21 protein-coding genes are annotated in these 22912 nt (G+C 40.8%); 1 reads left to right on the top strand and 20 read right to left on the bottom strand.

Annotated elements, in window-relative coordinates:
• Window positions 1-11: 11 nt before the first annotated feature.
• The 17 genes from Q0376_RS05250 to Q0376_RS05170 all read right to left on the bottom strand — a co-directional run bounded on the left by Q0376_RS05250 (window position 12) and on the right by Q0376_RS05170 (window position 18444).
• The gene (locus Q0376_RS05250) at window positions 12-821 is read right to left on the bottom strand and encodes an amino acid ABC transporter substrate-binding protein (protein ID WP_298704909.1); all 810 of its coding nucleotides are present in this window, start codon (window positions 819-821) and stop codon (window positions 12-14) included.
• 350 nt (window positions 822-1171) lie between these two features.
• Window positions 1172-1993 carry an amino acid ABC transporter substrate-binding protein gene (locus Q0376_RS05245; RefSeq protein WP_298704952.1) on the bottom strand — a complete coding sequence of 274 codons (822 nt, stop codon included), beginning with the start codon at window positions 1991-1993 and terminating at the stop codon, window positions 1172-1174.
• Window positions 1994-2197: 204 nt separating this feature from the next.
• A complete protein-coding gene (locus Q0376_RS05240) occupies window positions 2198-2695 on the bottom strand; it encodes a hypothetical protein (protein WP_298704907.1) in 498 nt (165 codons plus the stop codon).
• Window positions 2696-2899: 204 nt separating this feature from the next.
• Window positions 2900-3886, bottom strand: a complete 987-nt coding sequence (gene trpS / locus Q0376_RS05235) for a tryptophan--tRNA ligase (protein WP_298704904.1) — start codon at window positions 3884-3886, stop codon at window positions 2900-2902.
• A 181-nt stretch (window positions 3887-4067) separates the two neighbouring features.
• Window positions 4068-5900 carry a glutamine--fructose-6-phosphate transaminase (isomerizing) gene (glmS, locus tag Q0376_RS05230; RefSeq protein ID WP_298704901.1) on the bottom strand — a complete coding sequence of 611 codons (1833 nt, stop codon included), beginning with the start codon at window positions 5898-5900 and terminating at the stop codon, window positions 4068-4070.
• A gap of 529 nt (window positions 5901-6429) precedes the next feature.
• Window positions 6430-7785, bottom strand: coding sequence for a phosphoglucosamine mutase (gene glmM, locus Q0376_RS05225; protein ID WP_298704899.1), 1356 nt, complete (start codon window positions 7783-7785; stop codon window positions 6430-6432).
• A 2-nt stretch (window positions 7786-7787) separates the two neighbouring features.
• Entirely contained in the window at window positions 7788-9401 is a 1614-nt protein-coding gene (locus Q0376_RS05220; RefSeq protein WP_298704897.1) for an NAD(P)/FAD-dependent oxidoreductase, read from the bottom strand.
• Window positions 9385-10344 carry a YbbR-like domain-containing protein gene (locus Q0376_RS05215; protein WP_298704895.1) on the bottom strand — a complete coding sequence of 320 codons (960 nt, stop codon included), beginning with the start codon at window positions 10342-10344 and terminating at the stop codon, window positions 9385-9387. Before Q0376_RS05215 ends, Q0376_RS05220 begins: the two co-directional genes overlap by 17 nt.
• Complete coding sequence (gene cdaA / locus Q0376_RS05210) at window positions 10341-11159, bottom strand: diadenylate cyclase CdaA (protein WP_298704893.1); 819 nt, start codon at window positions 11157-11159, stop codon at window positions 10341-10343. Before cdaA ends, Q0376_RS05215 begins: the two co-directional genes overlap by 4 nt.
• Before the next feature lie 327 nt (window positions 11160-11486).
• Window positions 11487-11801, bottom strand: coding sequence for an XdhC family protein (locus Q0376_RS05205; protein ID WP_298704891.1), 315 nt, complete (start codon window positions 11799-11801; stop codon window positions 11487-11489).
• The gene (locus tag Q0376_RS05200) at window positions 11798-12520 is read right to left on the bottom strand and encodes an XdhC family protein (RefSeq protein WP_298704889.1); all 723 of its coding nucleotides are present in this window, start codon (window positions 12518-12520) and stop codon (window positions 11798-11800) included. Before Q0376_RS05200 ends, Q0376_RS05205 begins: the two co-directional genes overlap by 4 nt.
• A gap of 20 nt (window positions 12521-12540) precedes the next feature.
• Entirely contained in the window at window positions 12541-13374 is an 834-nt protein-coding gene (gene yqeB, locus Q0376_RS05195) for a selenium-dependent molybdenum cofactor biosynthesis protein YqeB (protein WP_298704887.1), read from the bottom strand.
• Window positions 13371-14015, bottom strand: coding sequence for a nucleotidyltransferase family protein (locus tag Q0376_RS05190; RefSeq protein WP_298704885.1), 645 nt, complete (start codon window positions 14013-14015; stop codon window positions 13371-13373). Before Q0376_RS05190 ends, yqeB begins: the two co-directional genes overlap by 4 nt.
• Before the next feature lie 70 nt (window positions 14016-14085).
• Window positions 14086-14838 (bottom strand): selenium cofactor biosynthesis protein YqeC, encoded by a 753-nt coding sequence (yqeC, locus tag Q0376_RS05185; protein WP_298704883.1) that lies wholly within the window; start codon window positions 14836-14838, stop codon window positions 14086-14088.
• Window positions 14839-14879: 41 nt separating this feature from the next.
• Window positions 14880-17174 (bottom strand): xanthine dehydrogenase family protein molybdopterin-binding subunit, encoded by a 2295-nt coding sequence (locus tag Q0376_RS05180; protein ID WP_298704881.1) that lies wholly within the window; start codon window positions 17172-17174, stop codon window positions 14880-14882.
• Window positions 17171-17668, bottom strand: coding sequence for a (2Fe-2S)-binding protein (locus Q0376_RS05175; protein WP_298704879.1), 498 nt, complete (start codon window positions 17666-17668; stop codon window positions 17171-17173). Before Q0376_RS05175 ends, Q0376_RS05180 begins: the two co-directional genes overlap by 4 nt.
• The gene (locus Q0376_RS05170; protein WP_298704877.1) at window positions 17653-18444 is read right to left on the bottom strand and encodes an FAD binding domain-containing protein; all 792 of its coding nucleotides are present in this window, start codon (window positions 18442-18444) and stop codon (window positions 17653-17655) included. Before Q0376_RS05170 ends, Q0376_RS05175 begins: the two co-directional genes overlap by 16 nt.
• A 599-nt stretch (window positions 18445-19043) precedes the next feature.
• Here Q0376_RS05170 and Q0376_RS05165 point away from each other — a divergent pair.
• Window positions 19044-19922: an epoxyqueuosine reductase gene (locus Q0376_RS05165; protein ID WP_298704875.1), complete on the top strand. Its 879-nt coding sequence runs from the start codon at window positions 19044-19046 to the stop codon at window positions 19920-19922.
• An 89-nt stretch (window positions 19923-20011) separates the two neighbouring features.
• On the opposite strand, the gene yfbR is transcribed toward Q0376_RS05165, so the two are convergent.
• From yfbR to Q0376_RS05150, 3 genes are all read right to left on the bottom strand, one after another.
• On the bottom strand, window positions 20012-20611 hold the full coding sequence (gene yfbR, locus Q0376_RS05160) for a 5'-deoxynucleotidase (protein ID WP_298704873.1): 600 nt from the start codon (window positions 20609-20611) through the stop codon (window positions 20012-20014).
• Window positions 20612-20659: 48 nt separating this feature from the next.
• Window positions 20660-21463: a D-alanyl-D-alanine carboxypeptidase family protein gene (locus Q0376_RS05155; RefSeq protein WP_298704950.1), complete on the bottom strand. Its 804-nt coding sequence runs from the start codon at window positions 21461-21463 to the stop codon at window positions 20660-20662.
• Window positions 21464-21834: 371 nt separating this feature from the next.
• Entirely contained in the window at window positions 21835-22761 is a 927-nt protein-coding gene (locus Q0376_RS05150) for a mechanosensitive ion channel family protein (RefSeq protein WP_298704871.1), read from the bottom strand.
• Window positions 22762-22912 lie beyond the last annotated feature (151 nt).

The following is a 22912-nucleotide window of genomic DNA, read 5'->3' as shown; positions in this document are numbered from 1 at the left end:
GTAAACGTTTATTATTTAAAACCATCTTTATTTAATAAATTGCTATTGCCAAACCATTTTTCAGCAATCTTATCAGCTGTACCATCATTCATCATTTCTTTGAGTACGCCATTAATTTTTTCTTGTAACGCTTTGTCTTCTAAACGGAAACCAACGGCCATTTTATCAGCACCATAATCATCATTAGCAACGCGGAATTTGCCAGGTTTTTGAGTCATTGTATATTGTCCCACAATGCCATCTACCACCAAGGCGTCAATACGACCAAGCTCTAAATCCATAAAGGCATTAACAAAATCACCATATTTTTTAACTTCTTTAATGCCACGTTCTTTAGCATCTTGTTCTAAAATTGGTTCTACATTGCTGCCCTGTTGTGTGCCTACAATCTTGCCAGTTAAATCAGCTTTACCTTGAATCGTTGAATCATTGCGAACTACAATGATTTGTTTATCTTGCACATAAGGAGTTGAGAACAATACATTTTTCTCCCGATCAGGCGTTACAGTTACACCATTCCATAATGCATCAATGCGCTTGCTTTTAAGTTCAGCTTCCTTGCTATCCCAATCAATAGCTTTAAACTCCACTTCCATACCAGCACGCTTAGCTGCCTCTTTGGCTAAATCAATATCAAAACCAACGATTTCACCTTTATCATCTCTAAAGCCCATAGGTGGGAAATTGTCATCCAAACCAATGACCATTTTCTTAGGAAGTTCTCCACCAGCCGCTTTATCCGCACTGGAACCACATCCAGCAGTAAATGCTACAACTGCAATTGTTGCTAAACTTAAGGCTAACCATTTTTTTATCTTCATGATACGATCCTTTCCATCACACAAACCCTTACACATATTTTAATTTGTGATTCTTTCATATAATACAAATTTTAATTCACATATTCATTCGTTACTGTAGTTACTACATTGTAGGCTTTAGTGTTACTACTCTGTAGGCTTTAGTGTTACTACAGCTAAAATTCTCTTCTTAGTACGCTATTTATTTTACTTTATCTCGCTAAAGTTGTAAAGAGTAAAATTTAATAATTTTACAATTTAATAATTTGGCCTCTTTACCTAAGTCGCTCTTTACTTAAATATGTCGCTCTTTACTTAAATATATCGCTCTTTACTTAAATATATCGCTCTTTACTTAAATACATCTCGCTTTACTTAAATGCCTCTCTATTTACCTTCGTGGCGTCACCAAACCATTTAATCGCAATCGCATCAAAGGTTCCATCGGCTATCATCTCTTTTAAAATATCATCAAATTTAGCCTTAAGTACCGTATCACCTAAGCGAAATCCAATCCCCGACATATCACTGCCATATGTGCCTTCTGTAATTTTAAATTTGCCAGGATTTTTAGTCATATTATATTTTCCTACATCATCAGCAACTACCAAAGCATCAATGCGCCCCAGTTCTAGATCCATAAAAGCATTGATTACATCACCATATGTTTTTACTGTTTTAAATCCATAGCGCTCTTTATCGGCCTCTACCAAAGGCTCAACATGGCTCCCCTGTTGTGTAGCCACGATTTTATCTTTTAAATCCTCTTTCCCTTTAATAGTCGAATCATCGCGCACAATAATAATCTGTGTACTTTTCAAATACGGCTTAGAAAACAATATATTTTTTTCTCGCTCTGCCGTAATCGATAGGCCACTCCATAATACATCAATATGTTTGCTTCGAAGTTCTGCTTCCTTACTACTCCAATCAATGGGTTTAAATTCAATCTCCATCCCCGCTCGCTTAGCAGCCTCTTTAGCAATATCAATATCGAAGCCTACTAAATTGCCTTGTTCATCACGAAATCCCATAGGTGGAAAATTATCATCTAGTCCTACTACAATCTTCTTCGGTAACTCTGTAGCACTAGCAGTAGACCCTGTATCAGATACACATCCTGTTAATATAGCGGCTAGGCCAATGGTAGCTAAACCTACTCCTATAATTTGTTTCCACGATTTCATTTTCATCATTTCCGCTCCCTCTCATGTTCGTATTAATATCTAATCTACCATAATTACAATGATGATGTTCTACCATATGCCTCACCTGCCTTCCCCATAAAAAATAGGTCCATATACGTTATGGACCTATTGTACTTTATCTTAATAAAGTTGTAAAGTGTTAAATTATTAAATTTTTTATTTTTCTTTTAGACTCTTTGCAAAATCTTCCTACGAGTCACTACGCCCTACATGACTGCGTTCATCAATAATCTTCAAAAGTGCCATTTTGTCACTATATTTCATAAATTGCAAGTCTACCACTACAATTAAAATACCGCCCTGCTCCGATACCATATGAATTTCTTCCCAATTAGAGGTAAAACCCATAATCTGTTGATATGGAACAAATGTATAGTAATCATCACCATGAACTAGCATATCGATGCGTTCAAATAAATTAACTGGACGTCGTCGAATAACTAATCCCTCTTCGGCTACATACGCTAATGGCCGCCGTTGACGAGTCATACGCCAAACACAAAAGATGATAATAATATAGTCCATGGTAATATGGGACCAAGTGCCTCCTCGCTGCGCATTCCACAAAGACCACGTAGCAAGAGCCCCAAAGATTAACCACATAACCCAGGATACTACGATATAGTCAGCAAAGGACGACTCCACCTCTCCACAGGGGAATCGTTGCTCCACTTCTTCCTTATCCATAGTCTCTACCTCCTACACATTATATAATGTCAATCTTTAAGGCCCACTATTTTTCTCTCGATTATTTAATTCGTCTCTTCTCAAATATGCCCTATATATGTATTCAATATACAGGGCTCATATTCCTACTATGGCATGTAAAAATTTTTAAGTTCATTTAAATTCGTGAGTTTTACCAAATAAAACTACATCTAGTCTCAATGCTTATTTGCGATGTAAACCCATAGCAAGTTCCACTTCACGGTATGTTTTACTTGCCTTTTCACGAGCTTTAATAGCCCCTTCATCTAAAATGCGATCTAGTTCAGGACTATCAATTAATTCATTATAGCGTTCATGGATTGGTCGTAATGCATCGACTAATAATTCAGCTACATCCTTCTTAAAAGTACCATACCCTTGGCCCACATAACGAGCTTCAATAGTCTCATAAGACTCTTTCGTAATTGCTGCATAAATGCCCATCAAATTGGAAATACCAGGCTTGTTGGCCTTATCATAATGTACTGAGTTTTCAGAATCAGTTTGAGCACGTTTAATTTTCTTAACAATGGCTGCTTCATCATCTAAGAGACGAATAGTAGCCATCTGATTATCATCGGATTTACTCATCTTCTTAGTTGGTTCTTGAAGACTCATAACGCGAGCACCACCAACACCTAATTTTATTTCTGGAATGGTAAAGACTTCACCATACATACGATTAAAACGCTGTGCTAAATCGCGAGTTAATTCCATATGTTGCTTTTGATCTTCCCCTACAGGTACATAATTTGTTTGATATAACAAAATATCTGCTGCCATAAGTGGTGGGTAGGTCAACAAGCCTGCTGGAATGGAGTCACCACGTTTTTGAGATTTATCTTTATATTGTGTCATGCGCTCTAACTCACCAACATAGCTAAGAGTCGTCATAACCCAACCTAAACGTACATGTTCTGGCACTTCTGATTGTACAAATAGGGTTACTTTTTTAGGATCAAGACCTACGGCCAAGTATAGAGCTGCTAAACGGCGTGTATAGTTAAATAATTCCTTAGGATCTTGTGGTACAGTAATGGCATGCTGATTAACGATGCAATAATAGCATTCATCAGTATCTTGGAAATCTAAGAAATTGCGCAATGCACCTAAATAATTGCCTAGGGTCAATTCACCACTTGGTTGAATGCCTGAAAATATTACTGCCATAATAATCCTCCTAAGAATCTCTATGTCTAAAATATAAATAACTGATTAAAATGATACAAACAACATACTCTGTAAGAAAACTAGCATATACAAGAAAAGTGGCCGAGCGAGTCGGCCACTTTTTATATCGGCAATCAAGGCCGTAGGTCGGCAATCAAGCGCCGTATATTACTGCAAACTCTTATTCTACGGTTACAGATTTTGCTAGGTTTCTTGGTTTATCTACATCAGCACCACGAGTGATGGCTGCATAGTAAGCCAATAATTGCAATGGAATAACAGCTAAAATAGGCGCTGTAAATTTATCGGCACGCGGTACAAAAATTGTATGATCTACATATTTTTCAAGCTCTGTATCGCCAGCTAAGCCAAGACCAATAACTACAGCATCACGGGCTTTAACTTCTTTCACATTGCTCATCATTTTTTCGCGTACATCTTCCTGTGTAGCTAACGCAATTACTGGTACCCCTTCTTCAATTAGAGCTAATGTACCATGTTTTAGTTCCCCACCAGCATACGCTTCTGCATGGATATAGGAAATTTCTTTTAATTTTAAAGAACCTTCCATAGCCACTGCATAGTCAATAGAACGACCTAAGAAGAATGCATCTTCACGGAAGCCATAATTACGAGCAAAAGCCTTAATATCATCTACAGTTTCAAAGATTTCATTACATAATGTTGGAAGCTCATGTAAATCAGTTAAAATCTTTTCTGCTAACGCTGGATCGATTTTACCATTTAATTGGCCAAGATATACAGCTAATAAAAGAAGTGCTACTAGCTGTGTTGTATATGCTTTTGTAGATGCTACTGCAATTTCTGGACCAGCCCAAGTATATACAACTTGATCTGCTTCACGAGAAATAGAGGAACCTACTACATTAGTAATCGCCAAGGAACGAGCACCAAGACGTTTTGCTTCTTTTAAAGCTGCTAAAGTATCGCTAGTTTCACCAGATTGACTGATTACAATAGCCAAAGTATTTTTATCTGTTAATGGATTGCGGTAACGATATTCAGAGGCAATATCCACTTCCACAGGAATGCGGGCCAATTGTTCAATATAATATTTAGCTACTAAACCTGCATGGTACGCAGTACCACAAGCAGTAATTAAAATACGATCAATAGATGCCACATCAGCTGGTTCCCAACCGAGTTCTTCGTAGATAACTTCCTTATTATCTTTAGAAATACGACCAGTCAAAGTATCGCGAATCGCCTTTGGTTGTTCGTAAATTTCTTTTAACATGAAATGTTCAAAGCCACCCTTTTCGGCTGCTTCGGCATTCCAAGTTACATGGAACACTTTTTTATTAATTGGATTACCCGCACGATCACTTACGCTAACAGAATCTTTAGTTACGATAGCTACTTCACCATCATTTAAAATGTATGTGTCGCGAGTGCGATTGATGATAGCTGGAATATCAGAAGCAATGAAGTTTTCCCCTTTGCCAAGACCGATAACAAGTGGATTATCTTGTTTTGTACAAATAATGCGGCTTGGGTCTTCTGCACACATAATAACTAATGAATAGGACCCTTCAATGCGATCAAGCATGCGGCGCACTGTGCCTTCAAAGTCCCCATCATATAAATCAGCTAATAAATGAGCGACTACTTCTGTATCAGTTTCAGATTTAAATTCATAGCCTTTTTTAATAAGCTCTTCTTTAATTGGCAAGTAGTTCTCTACAATACCATTGTGAACTACTGCAAAAAGTCCTTTTGCATCAGAATGAGGATGCGCATTCATATCAGATGGACGACCATGAGTTGCCCAACGAGTATGGCCAATACCAATATGACCTGGATTAGCATCTGCTTTTACTACTGCTTCTAAATTAGCCAAACGGCCTACTTTTTTCTGAATTTTAATAACATTGTTAGCACCAATTACGGCAATACCTGCAGAGTCATAGCCACGGTACTCAAGCTTTGATAAGCCCTCCAACATGAACGTCGAAGCGTCCTCAAAACCAATATATCCTACAATACCACACATGGTTGTATCCTCCTTAATTACGACAAGTTAGTTTGCTTTCTTGCAAGCTCTTTGTTCCTTTGTCACCAAAAGACTTTGCTTCTTGCATAACGACCAAAGCAAGCCGAGAGGCATCCGCTGATTCTTCGATACTCCTCTTCCTCGTCTACTGTCTGGGCTGTCCCCCAGCAGTGCTTGCGCTATTCGCCTTTACGAATTTGGAAACTCTCCTTTTTTATAAGTTACGACAGTCTATATATTAGCCTTTGCATTACTGTAGGTAATTCCTAAAGTGAACTAACCACTAGCATTAGTTGCCATCAGTATAGTCCTAACACTAGTTACAATCAGTATGGTCCCTAACATTAGCACTAAATAATTAACCCCTTAAGCTAGTAGATAGCTGAAAAAGGCATAATATCAAACTATATTATAGCTGATATGGACCTAAAATGTAAAGGCGGGGCCCAAAAGCCCCGCCACTACTAATCTATACTACTAATCTATACTACTAATCTATACTACTAATTTATACCACTAGTTTATACTATTAATCTTCCGCCTTGCCTTGTTCACGCTCAATTGTTTCAGCAATAGTCTGACAAAGTCGATTTAGTTGCTCTTGTTCTGGACCTTCAGCCATAACGCGAATCAAAGGTTCTGTACCAGATGGGCGAACTAATACGCGACCATTGTCACCTAGTTCACGAGCTGCTTCAGATATTTCAGCTTGAATTAATGGGTTCTCATCCCAACCAGTTTTAGTTACTACTTTCACATTAACAAGTAATTGTGGATATTTTACCATAATCCCCGCTAGTTCAGACAAGGTTTTGCCTGAAGTTTTTAATACGCTAAGTAATTGTACGGCTGTAAGCAAGCCATCACCAGTTGTATTATAGTCAAAGAATATTACATGACCTGATTGTTCACCACCGATGGAGTAATTTTCTTGGCGCATTTTTTCTAGCACATAGCGGTCGCCTACTGCCGTAGAGCATGTTTTCATCCCCAATTCTTGGGCTGCTTTATGGAAACCAATATTACTCATTACAGTGCCAACAATCATATTATCATTGAGCTTACCTTGTTCTTTTAAATGTTTAGCACAAAGTAGCATAATCTGGTCACCATCAAGGGTATTACCTTTTTCATCAATGAATAAACAACGGTCCGCATCACCATCATTAGCAACCCCTACATCAGCACCATGAGCCAATACGGCTTCACGAAGCCCTTCCATATGTGTGGAGCCAGCATTTTCATTAATATTCACGCCATCTGGAGTGACATTAATGGCAATCACTTTAGCTCCTAACCCCTGAAGGACTTCAGGCCCTACGGCGGAGGCTGCCCCATTAGCACCATCATACACAACAGTTAAGCCTTCAAGAGATACATCAATAGTGGATTGCACAAAGTGCACGTATTCATGTGCTAAAGACTGCGCTTGTACGATGCGACCAATATCGGCACCTACAGGGCGTACCAAGTCATTTTCACCACTTTTACGGCATAATTCTTCTAACTCATCTTCCACGGAGTCTTGTAATTTATAGCCTGAGCCATCAAAGAATTTAATGCCATTGTCAGGGAATTTATTATGAGATGCGGAAATAACAACCCCTGCATCCCATTTGTGTTTGCGCACTAAATAGGCCACCGCTGGTGTAGGAATCACACCGGCAATCACTACATCACCACCAACGGAGCAAATCCCCGCCGCTAAAGCACTTTCTAGCATAGCCCCAGAAATACGAGTATCACGGCCAATCAAAAACGTAGGTCGTTTTTTGGAACGGCTAAAATACGATGCCGCTGCCCGCCCTAAATGATACGCAAGTTCTGGCGTTAAAAACTCATTTACTACACCGCGCACGCCATCAGTTCCAAATAATCTAGCCATTATTATTCTCCTTCCATAGCCTGTAAAGGCTTGTATTCAGCCATAATACCAATTGCAGTTTCCGCTCCATCAAGAGCAGCACTCATAATACCGCCTGCATAACCAGCGCCTTCACCCATAGGGAATAATCCCTTTGTATTTGGGGATTCTCGCTCGTCATTGCGATTAATACGAAGTGGTGACGAAGTTCGTGTCTCCACCCCCGTCATACAAACTGCTGGATCATCAAAGCCTTTAATACGTCGTCCAAAATACGGTAACGCACGCTCCATGACGTCCGTTACATACGTAGGCAAGCACTGGTGTAAGTCCGCTGCCACAATGCCAGGTTGATAGGAATACGCCGCTGCCTCTGGCATAGTGCCTGACCTATGATTTAAAAAGTCTCCCACTGTCTGAGCTGGTGCCTTATAATCACGACCACCTAATTCATAGGCCTTGGACTCCCATTCTCGTTGGAAAGCTACCCCTGCTAAAGGATGGTCCCCAAAGTCTTGCGGTCCTACAGTCACTACAATAGCGCTATTCGCGCGACCACTATCACGGGCATACAAACTCATACCATTGGTTACTACATGGCCCTCTTCTGAAGCCGATGCTACCACTTCACCGCCTGGACACATGCAGAAGCTATAGGCCGTGCGATTCGTATCCTTATCATGATATACCAAGGAATATTCCGCCGCACCTAAACCTAACTCTTTAGGATCTACACCATATTGTGATAAATCAATCACTCCTTGATTATGTTCAATTCGTACGCCAATGGCAAAGGGCTTACTTTCCATAGCAATGCCTTTATGATACATCATTTCATACGTATCCCGCGCACTATGACCAACCCCAGCTAAAACGATTTGAGCTGGTAATTTTTCATCACCATTGATTTCAACACCAACAATTTGATTATCATTCATTAAGAAATTTGTCACCTTAGCGCCAAATCGAACAGTCCCGCCCCAGGCGATAATTTGTTCTCTCATGGCTTTTACCATGCCTCGCAATACATCCGTGCCTACATGCGGTTTATGTTTATAAAGAATTTCTTCAGGGGCTCCAAATTTTACAAAATAAGTAGCAATCTCATGAAGCCGTGGATGTGTCACGCGAGTCGTTAGCTTCCCGTCTGAGAATGTGCCGGCTCCGCCTTCACCAAATTGAACATTCGATTCGGGTTTAAATGTCCCCTCTTGCCAGAAGGCTTCCACATCTAGAGTCCGTTGGTCCACATCTTGTCCACGCTCTAGCACAATAGGACAATAACCTTCGCGGGCCAGGTAAAAAGCCGCCAACATGCCTGCTGGGCCAAAGCCAATCACTACAGGGCGGTGATGTAATTCGTTTTGACCATATACAATAGGCTCTGGCAAAATAGGATCCATTGTACTTACATTTTTATCGCGATGTAATTTCTTCATAACTACAGCTTCATCGCTCACCACTAAAAACAAAGTATACACAAAGGAAATATGAGGCTTCTTCCGCGCATCAACGGCACGACGCACCACGTGAATCTTTTCAATTTGTCCCTTTAAAATTGGGTATTTACGAGTCAAAAGAGATTCCAATGGTGCCTTTTCTTTTACATCTACACGAAAATTAATGAGTCTTAGCATCCGTAGTATCTCCTATAAATTTTTTCATAATTTCTACTGTTACATGTACTTTCGCTGGATTTGCATTGTACATATCACTGGATAAAATATCAAAATCACCATCAATAGTACTGCTTTGATTAGCTAGAGAAATGGGTACAGTCTTAATATCCGTCATAGACTTAATGCTATTCTCCTTGCCACTAATGAGCACTTGTTGCGGTTCCACAGTAACGCTCTTAATGATATATCCATTAGGCACGGAACCTACAAAATTAGGTGTGACTGATAAATTCTTTTCAAAACGAATTTGCTCTAATGTAATCTGCGCTTGTCCCTGTCTTGGCGTAATAGTAACAGAGTCTATTTCTTTGCCGGCTCCGTCAACAGCGACTAAATTACCAGAGGCAGTAAAATTAGCTCGATGATCGCCCATTTTCACGCGCAACATAACATGAGCAACACGTGTCACTTGCTCTTTGGCCCCACTAATGGAGACTACCTTTGGCACTGTTGCTATGCTCTTAATCGCAATATCATCAGGAACTTTCCCCACTTGTTGTACTTCTACGGGCATTTCACGGACCGTATATTCATCTACCGTAACTAATACGGAATCAGGGGATACTTCTACTAAATTCACCCCTGATGGTGGCACAAATTCAATGGGCAAATTCAATTGCCCTGGTGACACATCACTCATGTCAACATGGGCTTTTAACGAACTCTGTGAAACAGCTAAAATTGCATTCCTTGGCCCCTGTAAATGAACCTTGACTTCTTTTGGTACATTCGTCACTACATAGTCTGGATTGAGTCCCTGCACTTCAACCGGTACAGTATAAGTAATATCGACAATTGGATTTTGTTCCTTCATAATGAAGAACCACAATAAAATAGCCCCTAATAGAGACAATATTTTAGCCAACCAGTGGCCTTGAATACCTTGTATAAATCGCATCATTTTGTAATCCCCCATTTCTTAAGGAAGGATAACGCCGATTTAGGGCGCTCCATAAAGGCCCGCAAGGATTCACGTAATTGTTCCTCTGGTAAATGGCGATAAATATGACCGCCATAAGTATAAGAAATCTTCCCTGTTTCTTCACTTACCACGAGCACCACCGCATCAGCTTGTTCGCTAAGGCCGATGGCCGCGCGGTGACGCGTACCAAGCTCTGTGCTTAAAGAGCGGTCCTGCGTCAAGGGCAATAAACAAGCCGCCGCCATAACGCGACTATTGCGAATCACTACAGCGCCGTCATGAAGCGGCGTATTAGGAATGAATATATTATTTAGGAGCTCACGAGACACTTTGCCATCAATTTCAATGCCGGTGTCAATAATTTCACCAAGCCCCACTTCTCGTTCAAATACAATCAGAGCACCAATTTTTTCTCGAGACATAACCTTTGCTGCAGCCATTACTTCATTGACTACATTGTCAATTTCAACTTCCGTTACATCTTGTGATTTAGAGAACAAACGACCTCGTCCAAGGCGTTCCAAAGCACGGCGCAATTCTGGCTGGAATACGACTGGTAAGGCTACCAAGAGGACTGTCATCCCCTGTTGTAACAGCCAACTAATAACATGTAAATCAAAGAAACGACTGGCTGCATTAATAATCCCTAGAACCACCAGTCCCTTTAATAAGGCCATCGCCCTAGTATCGCGAATCTGTTTATATAAATAATATAAGAGCACCGCTACGGATAGGATATCAACTACATCACCGAAGCGGAACGTATCAATTAAGCCCTGAAGCTGTAAGGCCATATATAACAACTCCTTGTGTGTTTACAAAATAAATAAGGGTACGCTGTGTCTTGCACATGTACCCTTTTATTTTACCTTATTTTGCTAGCACTGTAAAATTAAGCCCCTCTTTAGGAGAAATTAACACTATCTCTTTAAAAGAGATTCCCCTCTCTAGTTTAGAATCGTTTAACAGCCCATTTTTTAGAAGAAATTATGGCTCCACTTATACCGCTATATTAGAAGAAAGTAAGCCTCCTTTTAGAGGATTTTATGCTTAACTTGTTTATATACATCGCTCTTTAAAAGTGTTTGTCAACTTTTCATGCCTTATATTTGCCTTAAGAATTAAATATTTTGAGTTTCAATCCATACATCTAAATTACCACCACAAACCATGCCTTCTTTTACGGCTACATCATCATTTAAATCCACCATGATACGGCGATGAGTTTCTTTGTTAGCTAGTGCTTCTAAGGCTTGTAGACGAATTTCATTTTCTGCGCGTCCGCCCCCAATAGTGCCAAAAATCCCACCATCAGTATGCACTATCATAGTAGTGCCCGCCTTACGTGGCGTTGACCCTTTTGTCTTTAAAATGGTGGCAATGGCCAAAGTGTCTTTCTCATGACCACGCAAATAATTTACAAACTCTCTCTTCATCGATTATAGCCTCCTTGTGACAAAAATCCCCCGGTTTTACCTCTAGTGGCTGCCAAAAACTCACTCACTATGGAAAGTGCAATTTCTTCAGGAGTTTCTGCACCTATAGACAGGCCTATAGGACCATATAATTGATCCAATTCATCCTGTGTCCAGCCTTCCTCTTTTAATACTTCAAAGGCATGGAAAATTCGTTTGTGACTCCCCATAAGCCCCATGTACGTAGTCCCTACTAGCTGACGCAACTGATGAAGGCAAATACTGTCATACTCATGGGCGCGCGTCACAATAATAATCCCTTTATATCTTGATAGCGGCAATTCTGCTTTTAAATTTCTAAAATCAACACAGAGGCGCTTAACTCGCTCATCAAAGAAATCAGGACGCACATATTCTGGACGATCATCTACTACGGTAACATGACAACCAATAAAAAGTAACATGTCAGCAATGCAGCGACTTACATGTCCAGCACCGAGCACGAGTACTTCTGGATCTTTTTCTACAGGTTGCACAAAACATTCCATGGAACCAATATTTAAAATCTCATTACCTTGTTTAGGAGTAATGCATAAGCCATCAATACCATTGCCATATACGACTTCGCCATCAGAACTATATAAAATCTTTTCACCTTCCCGTTCGCCGGAAAGAATGGTAACCATCACGGATGGCTCTTCGCGCTCTAATCGCTGTTCAATAAGCTCATATAAATTCATAAACACCTCTCTAATTTACATCATTTTTTGATTATATCACTTAATTTTCCCTGTATGTATTGCTCATACATAAAGGCACTGACCGCCTCTAACACGCCGCCCCCTACAGCGAGAGACTTATCAGAAATGGAATAACAATGTTGTTCTTCACAACGGGCGTCAATATCAGCTAGCTTAAATCCTTTGGTAACCATCAAACCTGTTTTTAATACGCCTCGTAAAATACCTGGAATTTTAGCCACTACTGGCACATCATCAACAAAACCGATTTTCTCGCCTGCTTCTACAGTTTCCCCGATATGACGGCGTGCCGTAAATAAGCCATCCGCCGGTGAATGAATCACCCGTTCCTTAGTGAAGCCACCCACATTGCCCGGTTCACCTGTATTGGGCAAAGCAGCCCCTTCATAAATACAGCGCCCCAATGTATGCCCCCGCATAGTTTCTATAACAACGTCCACATCAAGTCCTGCTGTAAAGCCAGGGCCACAGCCAATAACTAAAGCCGCATCATCATTAGCAGTGCCTAAGTTGCGCTTTGCTAAAATTGCATCCACTACAATTTGAGGTTTAATTTGCTCTAACACAGTTCTATACGGCTCGGTTACTACAGGAATTTCACGAGCTTCTGATTCAAGCATATGCTGTGCTTCCGTCAAACTCACATAACGAGCCACTAAGCGCTCTAATGCCATTTCCCCTTGGTGCACCGCATTGCCATAAGACACTTTACGGCGAATCATAGTCGGGATAGCCACTTCATTTACAATCACAGGGTAGCCTGCTCTACGCAAGCGATAAATACAGCCAGAGGCAATATCGCCTCCGCCACGAACTAAAACTATAGGTTTCATTTCGACCCCCACATATTATATAAATTTATATAGTCATCTGGTGTATCCACATCAACACCAGCAGATACTGCAAAATCAATAAATTCTATATACTCTGAGCCTTTACCATAGAGTATGGCGCGCCCGCCTTGGTCACCTTCAAGAGTTGCTAAAAAAGGACGCCAATAGGGGCCAAATAAAACAGGATTACCCCGTCTTTTATGAGCACCATACCGAGGACATAGAATAAGTCGCTTCGTATCAAAAGAAGCGTGCTTCGTAAATCCATAGGCTGTAACTAACGACTCATAGGTCCTTCCTATCTGTTCCACTATGTGAGCCGTTAGTAAAGGCTGATCTACAACAGCACAAAATAAGGGCCTAGACTCCCTGCTTAATGCAGCAAGGCCTACTCGCAAGGACTCACTTTGCCCTTTCTGTGCTTGCTTATTTATAATCGCTTTAAAACCATATGGCTCTACTAAGCCAGCCCGAGCCTCTAAATTTTGCCCTAAAACAGCAATTTTTTCGCCACTTAAGTTGGCAAAAGGGGCACAGGCATGTTCCAACAAGGTCCCTCCTTGCCACGAGAGCAATGCTTTTGGCTGCCCCATGCGTGACGAAGTCCCTGCGGCTAATAAAATCACATCAATTTCCATCATCTATTAATTATCATTCACTTAACTATCATCATATGATTGTCGCTTTTATCTAACCCATAGATTTGCGTTTTTACTGCCAACGCAATACACGGGCAATTTCACAGCTTGCCTTATACCCATCGGCTAGAACAATCATGGATAGGCCACTATCGGTCAATGAATCTAAGAAGGCATCAATAATACGATGCTGTACTGTGTCATAGCCAGTGCAGAACAAAATTCGTTCGCCCTTGCTATATTGGAATAAACCACGCGGATGAAGCACGAGTCGCGCTAGCATAGTGGAGGTAACAACAGCCCCTTCAGGACGCCCCATAATGGACGACACATCGGGTAGATTATATACATGTTCGTCATCCATAGTGGTACCTAACATTTGTAAATTAATAACCCCAATGGTAGTGTTCGTCTTCGAAGGAATTACAGGTTCACTTTCCTTTGGCGCTTTAAGCCACTTTTCTTTGGCCCCATCAGCTTCTACTAAAATCTGCCAATTCGGATGCACCATGTGAATTTCATCAATTTCTTTAGCCGTCAAAGCCGTTACTTTAGTGCCTTCAACGCCACCAAACCAGGACGCACAACGGCCCCGTTGCATGGCCTTTTGACAAGCTGCTTCGGCCTCATTAAAATCATGTCCATAGTACGGATTCCAAGCTGCCACCTGAGATTCATAAAGCTTAGTCGTAGTAGTGACTAAGGTAGGTTGCCCTGCCAGTCCACCATATTCGACTAATTTCGCTAACACCGTCGTCTTCCCACCAGCCCCTACAATCGCTGTGATTCCAGGGCGCACTAGCTTATTCCAATGTTTCGCCTGCATCGTATAGCCTCCTTTGTATTCACGCATCTATACTCATATACTTATTCATTCGCCATCAAGGCGTCAAATACCTTTTCTGAAATCATAGGTAATGTAGTAAGATTTGCACCACATGCATTGAGGATAGCCCCTTGCACGGCAGGACAAGATGTATTAATGACTACTTCGCCAATGGATTTAACGCCAAAAGCGCCAGTAGGTTCATGGGATTCTACAAAGTCCACATGAATTCGACCTGTATCTTGTCGTGTAGGGATTTTATAGGTCATAAAATTATTTGTTTCTAATCGTCCGTTTGAGGCATAACGAATTTCTTCATACAAGGCCATACCTAAGCCCTGCACAATGCCCCCTTCCGCTTGTACACGAGCCAGTGTAGGATTTACGATGGTCCCGCAGTCCACAACAGAATAAAAATCAAGTGGTACCACTTGGCCTGTTTCAATATCTACCGACACTTCTGCGATGCCTACCATAAAAGGAGGTGGTGATGTATGACTGCCCCATGTGGCAAAGCCCACCAGTTGCTGAGGTTCTGGCCCTAATTTGACCATCAATTTAGGCGCCAATTCCGCCGTTGTCATCGCTTTATTAGAACCATCTGTAGTGCGAGCTGTCACACCATCAAATTCAATATGCTCTTCAGCAACTTCTAAATAGTTAGCGAAGGTAGTGATAATTTTACTGCGCAATTCTTCGGCAGCCATTTTTGCTGCTGTACCCGTTACATACGTAGTACTCGATGCATAAGAGCCTGGGTCAAACGGTACCACATCGGTATCGGCTTCATAACAGGTCATATGATCTAAGGGACAACCTAAAACTTCACAAGCCATTTGCATTAAAATAGTATTCGAACCTGTCCCCATATCTGTGGAGCCTGTATACAAGGTATAATTGCCATCATCTTGTAATTTAATTTCCACTGATGCTACGTCAAACTTAGCGACCCCAGACCCTTGGAAAGCCAAGGCCACGCCTAATCCGCCACGATGTGTCTCATCGATTTGCCAACTATAAGGGCGCTCATCCCAACGAGCCATTTTCTTTGCTTTAGCAATAGCTTCTTTTAATAGGCCCGACTCTAATACTTCCCCTGGCTCATACACCAAGGATGTTTCACCTACATCAATGAGATTTTTTAAACGCAGTTCGATCTCATCCATACCCATTTTTTTAGCTAGCTTTGTAATGGCGCATTCTAAAGGCCATAAGGCTTCCGTTGCACCATACCCACGGAAAGCACCACCTGCCATATGGTTTGTATATACAATATTAGATTCATAGCGCACCGCCTTGCCCTTATTATAGAGCGGAATTGATTTATGTTCCCCTGCCGTAAAGGTCGTAAAAGCATGAGTACCATACGCGCCTGCATCAGATAAGGCTACCATATCAATCACTTGAATAATACCATCCTTGGTAGCGCCAAGACGAATATTCCATTCTCTTGCATGGCGACTAGTAGAGCAGTTATTAGCTTCATGACGGTTGTAAATAAGTACAGCAGGTTTTTTAAGCTTCCACGTTACAAAAGCGCAGAACATTTCACTACAAGCGGTTTGTTTAGAACCAAAGCCGCCGCCAATCCGGGGTTTAATAACGCGAATTTTAGTAGCTGGAATATCTAAGGCACGCGCCAAGTGGCGGCGCAAATGGAATGGAATTTGTGTAGAACTTGTACAAACTAAGCGATCAAATTGGTCAATATAACAAAATGTTCTAAATGTTTCCATGGCCGATTGTATAGTGGCTTGGTCAAAATACGTACCTTCCACTACATAGTCACATTTTTTTAGTTCCCCTTCCACGTCGCCTACAACACGACTATAAGAGCATGCTATATTGCGTTTAGGGTCCCCGCCTACGGGCATGTTATAAAACAAGTCATCTTCTGGATGAACTACCGTCGGATGGTCAATGGCTGTATGCATGTCTAGCACTGGTTCCATAACTTCATAGGTAACCTTAATAACATCGCGAGCCTGCATGGCGGTCTTTTCATCTACAGCTACTACTATGGCTACAGCATCGCCTACATAGCGCACAATTTGATCTAAAATTAAACTATCATAGGCCGATACTTCTGGATAGGTTTGACCAGCCAAAGTAAAGCGCACTTGAGGCACATCTTTATATGTGTATACGGCCTCTACGCCTGGTATTTTTAAAGCAGCCGCATAATTAATATCTAAAATTTTGGCCATTGCATGGGGGCTGCGCAAAATCTTAATCACCAATGCATTGGCTGGTATAAAATCTTCCGTATAGGCAACGCGACCACTTAAAATTGTCTTCGCATCAATTTTTTTATATGATTTACCTACATGCTTCATGGTGCCACCTCTAGCTTTTCTTCGCTTCCTTGCGCATCTTGACTCTTCATCACATCTAAGTATTTTAGAATGCCACGCAAATGAGATTCATAGCCCGTACAACGGCATAAATTTCCTACCAAATAAGCGCGAATCTCTTCTTCTGTGGGATTATCATATTTGCGACGTACCGCCATGGCACTCATCATCATGCCAGTGGTACAATAGCCACATTGATCAGCCCCTTCTGAAGCCAAGCAGTCGCCTAAAATAGCCGCTTCCTCAGCAAGACCTTCTAAGGTCGTAATTTCATGCCCCACCGCTCTAAATGTAGGGTACGAACAAGACAGAATCGTGTCGCCATCAAGCCATACGGTACAAAGACCGCAGTTCATTGTATCGCAGCCGCAACGCACACTATAAAAGCCTTCTCGACGCAAGGTTTTAAGTAACATTTCATCAGGCTCAATTTGTAATTTAGTCATTTTGCCATTGATTTTTAATTGCACGTCCACTGTGATACCTCCTGCACCAATCGTTTTACCATTACTTTAGCCATAGCAGCTCTATATGAAGCAGACGCATGAGAATTAGTCTGAAACGCCACATCTTGTAAAGCCTCTAAACAAGCTGGTAAGCCCTCTATGCCTTGTTCCGTAAGAATTTGGCCGGCTCTAACAGCTTCCACCGGCTTAGAAGGACGGCCCCCAATATAGATGTGATAGCCCGTTTCATTATGACTTATAGCACCTGTTAAATGAGGAAAATCTGACACTGATTTTCTAAACGCTAGGGCCGCCACAGGTTGATCTTTTTTAGGCACTATAATTTCAACTAAAATATCACGGTCCTTGAAAGTCAAATAGTCCTGCAAAGTCATTTCTCCATGACTATGTAAGAGAACTTTAGCATCTAGAGCCAATAAACTAGGAATAATATCGGAAAAGCCAAAGCGCGCCGCTACGGACCCTCCCATAGTGGCCATATTCCGGAATTGCACACCTAAAATACTGTTAACAGACTTTGGCAAAATACCCTTGCCAAAGGTTTTAAATGGCTCATACTGTTCCACATCACCTTGGGTTGTCATGGCACCAATATGAAAATTCTGTTCTGTTTCTTTTATATAGCGCAAAGGCAGTCCAGATAAATCAATTACGGCAGGAAACTTGCGAGTCCCCAAGCCAATCCAGCAACCGCCAGCTAATAAAGGAGCCCATTTTTGTTTTTTCATGAGCTCCACCGCTTCGTCTAAGGTTTTTGGTTGCCATACCTGACGATACATTAACATATGAAATCCTCCTAACCCCTACGTAACCTATACTTTAGTTCTATATGTCTTACATCTATATGCGCTTAATACTACTATTTGCTTTTATCTATATGCGCTTAAACTTTTGCTTTTATCTATATGCGCTTAAACTTTTGCTTTTATCTATATACGCTTAGAATTTCGCTTTTATCTATATGCGCTTAGACTTTCACTTTTATCTATATGCGTTTAGACTTCTACTTATGCCCATATCTACGCTTACTTCTAAATACCTATATCAGCTTATACGCTCACTATGCTTCATAGAAGTTTATTTTTAACATAGGCAAAATATATCTAGCAGTATATAATGTATATAATTATTTTACTATGTTTTATGAGCTCCTAGAATACAATATTTTTTATATTCCCAACACATACTCAATTAAGCTTACTTTATTGAACTTACTTTGTTAAATTTATTTTGTTGAATTTACTTTGTTGAATTACTTTATTGAATTATTTTATTGAATTATTTTGTAGAGCTTACTTAATCCATACTACTTCATGTGCTAACACTTCTAGTTGTTGCTATGTACACTAGCTCTTACAAATACTGCCACCATAGGTGAAACTATATGATAACCATAGAAACTATAAAAGAATTGACAGCGAAACTAGAAATTCCTGCCTTTGGCATTGCCCCTTGGCCGCTGCCAAAGGATGCCAAAGATTTTATACACACAGATAATCCCTGCCCCTTTATTAATGGTACTTTAGAAGAACGTTTATGCGGCAACACCAATATTGCGGCCCAAAGTGCCATCGTCTGCCTCTTCCCCTATTACATGGGAAAAGAGTCCTCTAATCTACCAAAATATGCGTGGGCTAAAGACTATCACCTCGTAGTCAATGATTACTTACAACGCCTAGGCCAAGCCTTACAGGACCTCGATGATACTGTAGCCTTTGAGGTTCACTGTGACACCTCACCTTTAGCTGATCGCTATATGGCCTATATAGCTGGTCTTGGCGTATTTGGAAAAAATAGATCGCTCATTAATCCTACTTGGGGCTCCTATACCTCTATAGGTACCTTATTGACGAATATTCCTTTAGAGCCAGCGACGCCATTAAGCGGCACTTGCCTTGGTTGCAATCGCTGCATCAAAGCCTGTCCTGGCCAATCATTGGGGCAAAAAGAATTTCGCTATGAAACTTGTAAAAGTTATTTAACCCAGAAGAAAGGTATTCTCACCAGCGACGAAGAAAGTATCATTCAAAAAACGCCGCTTATTTGGGGCTGCGATGTATGTCAGGATGTATGTCCTCACAATCAACAGGTCCCCCTCACCCCGATTAAGGAGTTTCAAGCTATTGAGCCTATGCTAGCAAAAGAAAGCTTAGCAAGTCTCTCCAATCGCGAATTTAAAGCCGCTCATGGTCATCGCGCCTTTGCTTGGCGCGGAAAAGCCACTTTATTGCGGAATTTTGACATTATAGAGAAAAAAACTTAAAAATATGTATTAGCCTTCTCCCGCCTTAAGTCTACCTATGATTACGCTGAACTTCAGAGTCCCTAGTATTCCTCTAAACGTAAGACGCTCTATAGTTTTTTCTCTAGTGAATAGTTCAACACATCCAAGGACTGTCCCATAGAATCCATATATAAATCTAAAAACTGCTCCACTGCTGGCATCTCCATATTGTGGAGCTTTTTTAATATACCTTCATAGGCTTCGTTAAATTCACCATTTCCAGCTTGACGCTCTAAGGCACATTTCATAAAAGCTGCCATGGTATCAGCAGCCTTCAAAAGACGCGCCTCTTCATCAGTCATTTCTCCCAAAATAATATCTTTATAATAGGGCTGTAAAATTTCGGGCAATGTATGAAGTAATTTCTCCTGCGCCAACCTTTCTACCTCACCATATAAACTGCGCAAAGTGGGATGAAAGTATTTTATAGGCGTTGGCATATCACCGGTAAAAATTTCACTCACATCATGATACATAGCTAGAACAGCTAGGCGATTTACATCTACTTGCCCCCCTGCTAGATTATGCAACAAACCTAAGTTATGAACAATAAAGGCCACATCTAAACTATGTTCCTGATTGTTTTCCACTTCTGTATTGCGCATTAACCCCCAGCGCCGAATAAAGCGAAGACGCCGTAAAAATGCAAAAAACGAACTTTTTTTCATTATTTTCTATATACTCCCTGAACTATGAAATAGCTTAACGATGTATCTTTACTCCTCTACGGCCATATCAAATTGTTCCGATTCTAACAAAGCAAAGCCATAATCTAATAAAGCCGGCGCATCGTCCCAACGATAGTCATCATTAAGTAGTACTACAATTAAAGTATGTCCATTTCGCGTAGCTGAAGCGATTAAGCAATCGCCGGCTGCTTCTGTATAACCTGTTTTTAAGCCATTAGCCCCTTCATAGTGGCTACGAATAAAATGATTGGTAGTCCGCACTGTAACAGGTGTTCTATTTTGATACCCCACCGTATAATAATCAAAACCTACCATATCTCTAAACATAGGAATGTTCATGCCATAGGCTGCAATACGTGCCAAATCCAAGGCCGTACTATAATGCCCTTCCTGTGTTAGTCCATGAGGATTTAAAAAATGACTATTCGTCGCTCCCGCTGCCTTAGCTACTTCATTCATTTCTAAGGAAAAGCGATATACAGATCCGCTCACAGCCTCTGCCACTACGACTGCCGCATCATTGCCACTGGCTACCATCATGCCTTCTGCCACACTTTGAAGCGGCAATTGGTCCCCCACTTTAACACCTAAATTTGATTCTTCCATAGAGGTAGCATAGGGTGAAATCTTCGCTAATTCATCAAATCGCGTGCCATAATGTGTTAAAGCCGTCAATAATGTAACCATCTTGGTAGTGCTAGCCGGGTGCATGCGACGCTCTTCATTGCGCGCAGCTAAAATGCGTCCCGTTTCCGCTTCTATAAGCACCGCCGCTTCAGCTCGAAACTGTGGCATGATTGGTGCTACTTTACTACGAGCGCCCCAGCCCATATTAATAGAAGGCAATTGACTCACTGTATCTTGTCCAGTTTTTACAGCCTCCATAGTACCATTAGCTGCGACGAATCCTGTATTACCTACTACTAGCCCCGTCAATATCATAATGCTACCTATTGCAGCAAGGGCTCTGTTCCAACTCAATCTCTTCACCTTCTCATTCTTACAATCTATAGAACGATGTTGCCTCTAACGTCTCATCCATAGGAATTATACTGCCATCAAGCCATCCCTAAGAATTATGTTGTCACCAAGCTGTCCATCCTCAAGAATTATACTGCCATCAAGCCACCATCCCTAAGAATTATGTTGCCACCAGGCGTCCCTTCTCAGGAATTATGTTGCCACCAGGCTGTCCATAAAAACTATTTTACATATTGACTTACATCACCTAGAGGGGATTTTCTTTCATCAATACCACCGCGAATGCCTTCTACATGAACCACTCGTTGAGGATATGGGATATCAATACCTTTTTCATCAAAGGCATCTTTAACATCTGACATAGTATCATAGAATACAGATAAATAATCAGCATTTTTTACGATAGGATAGGCTGCGATTCTAACCGAATTATCACCAAATTCACTAATCCCAATTTCCACAGTAGTGCGATTTACTACGCGTTCATCATTTTCAAAAATCTCTCGAAGCACGGCAATAGCTTGATGATGATCATTATTGTACCCAATATCAAATACAAATGGTACAATGCGCGTTTCATTATATGTACTATTGGTTACTTGTTGTGATGTCAACATAGAATTAGGGATGAATACAGTACGCAATTCTTTAGTAATAATTGTTGTATTCATAAATTGAATGCTGCGCACCGTCCCTGATATAGTTCCGACTGTAATAAAATCGCCCGCACGGAATGGTTTAAAAATCAAAATCAATAAGCCCGATGCAAAATTAGCTAAGTTACTCTGCAAGGATAAACCAATAGCCAAACCAAAGGCACCAAAGGCTGCAAGCAAAGAATTCGTTGGGAAACCTGCAGAATTTAGAGCTGATAACAGGCCTATAGACATAACGCCATAATAAATAATTTGACTCACAAAAGATATAACGGTGTGATCATAATTAGCTCTTTGCATAACACGAATAGAGAAATCTCGTACAAAACGAGCAATATAGGTACCTATAATAAAGATAACAATGCCCATGATAATACTTGGACCATGGGCCACAAAAAAGTCAATAATTTTATCTACATAGGTAGCACTATTTGCTACTTGTGTCTCTACAGCATTTGAAACTGCATTTGGTTCTACACTTGCCAATAACATAGTCTGTCTCCTTTGCCTATTACAGAATAAACACAATATACAATACAATTTAAATAAAATCAGAACGAAATTCAAATGAAATGCCAGTCAGCCCTTACAATCACATTAGATTATGAGAACTTCTAAAATTTCAGATGACAAAACATAAAAA

It is taken from the genome of uncultured Veillonella sp., assembly GCF_937981445.1.
Lineage (GTDB): Bacteria > Bacillota > Negativicutes > Veillonellales > Veillonellaceae > Veillonella_A.
Note: the sequence above shows the minus strand (reverse complement) of the source record. Positions and strands in the feature narration are given on the sequence as shown.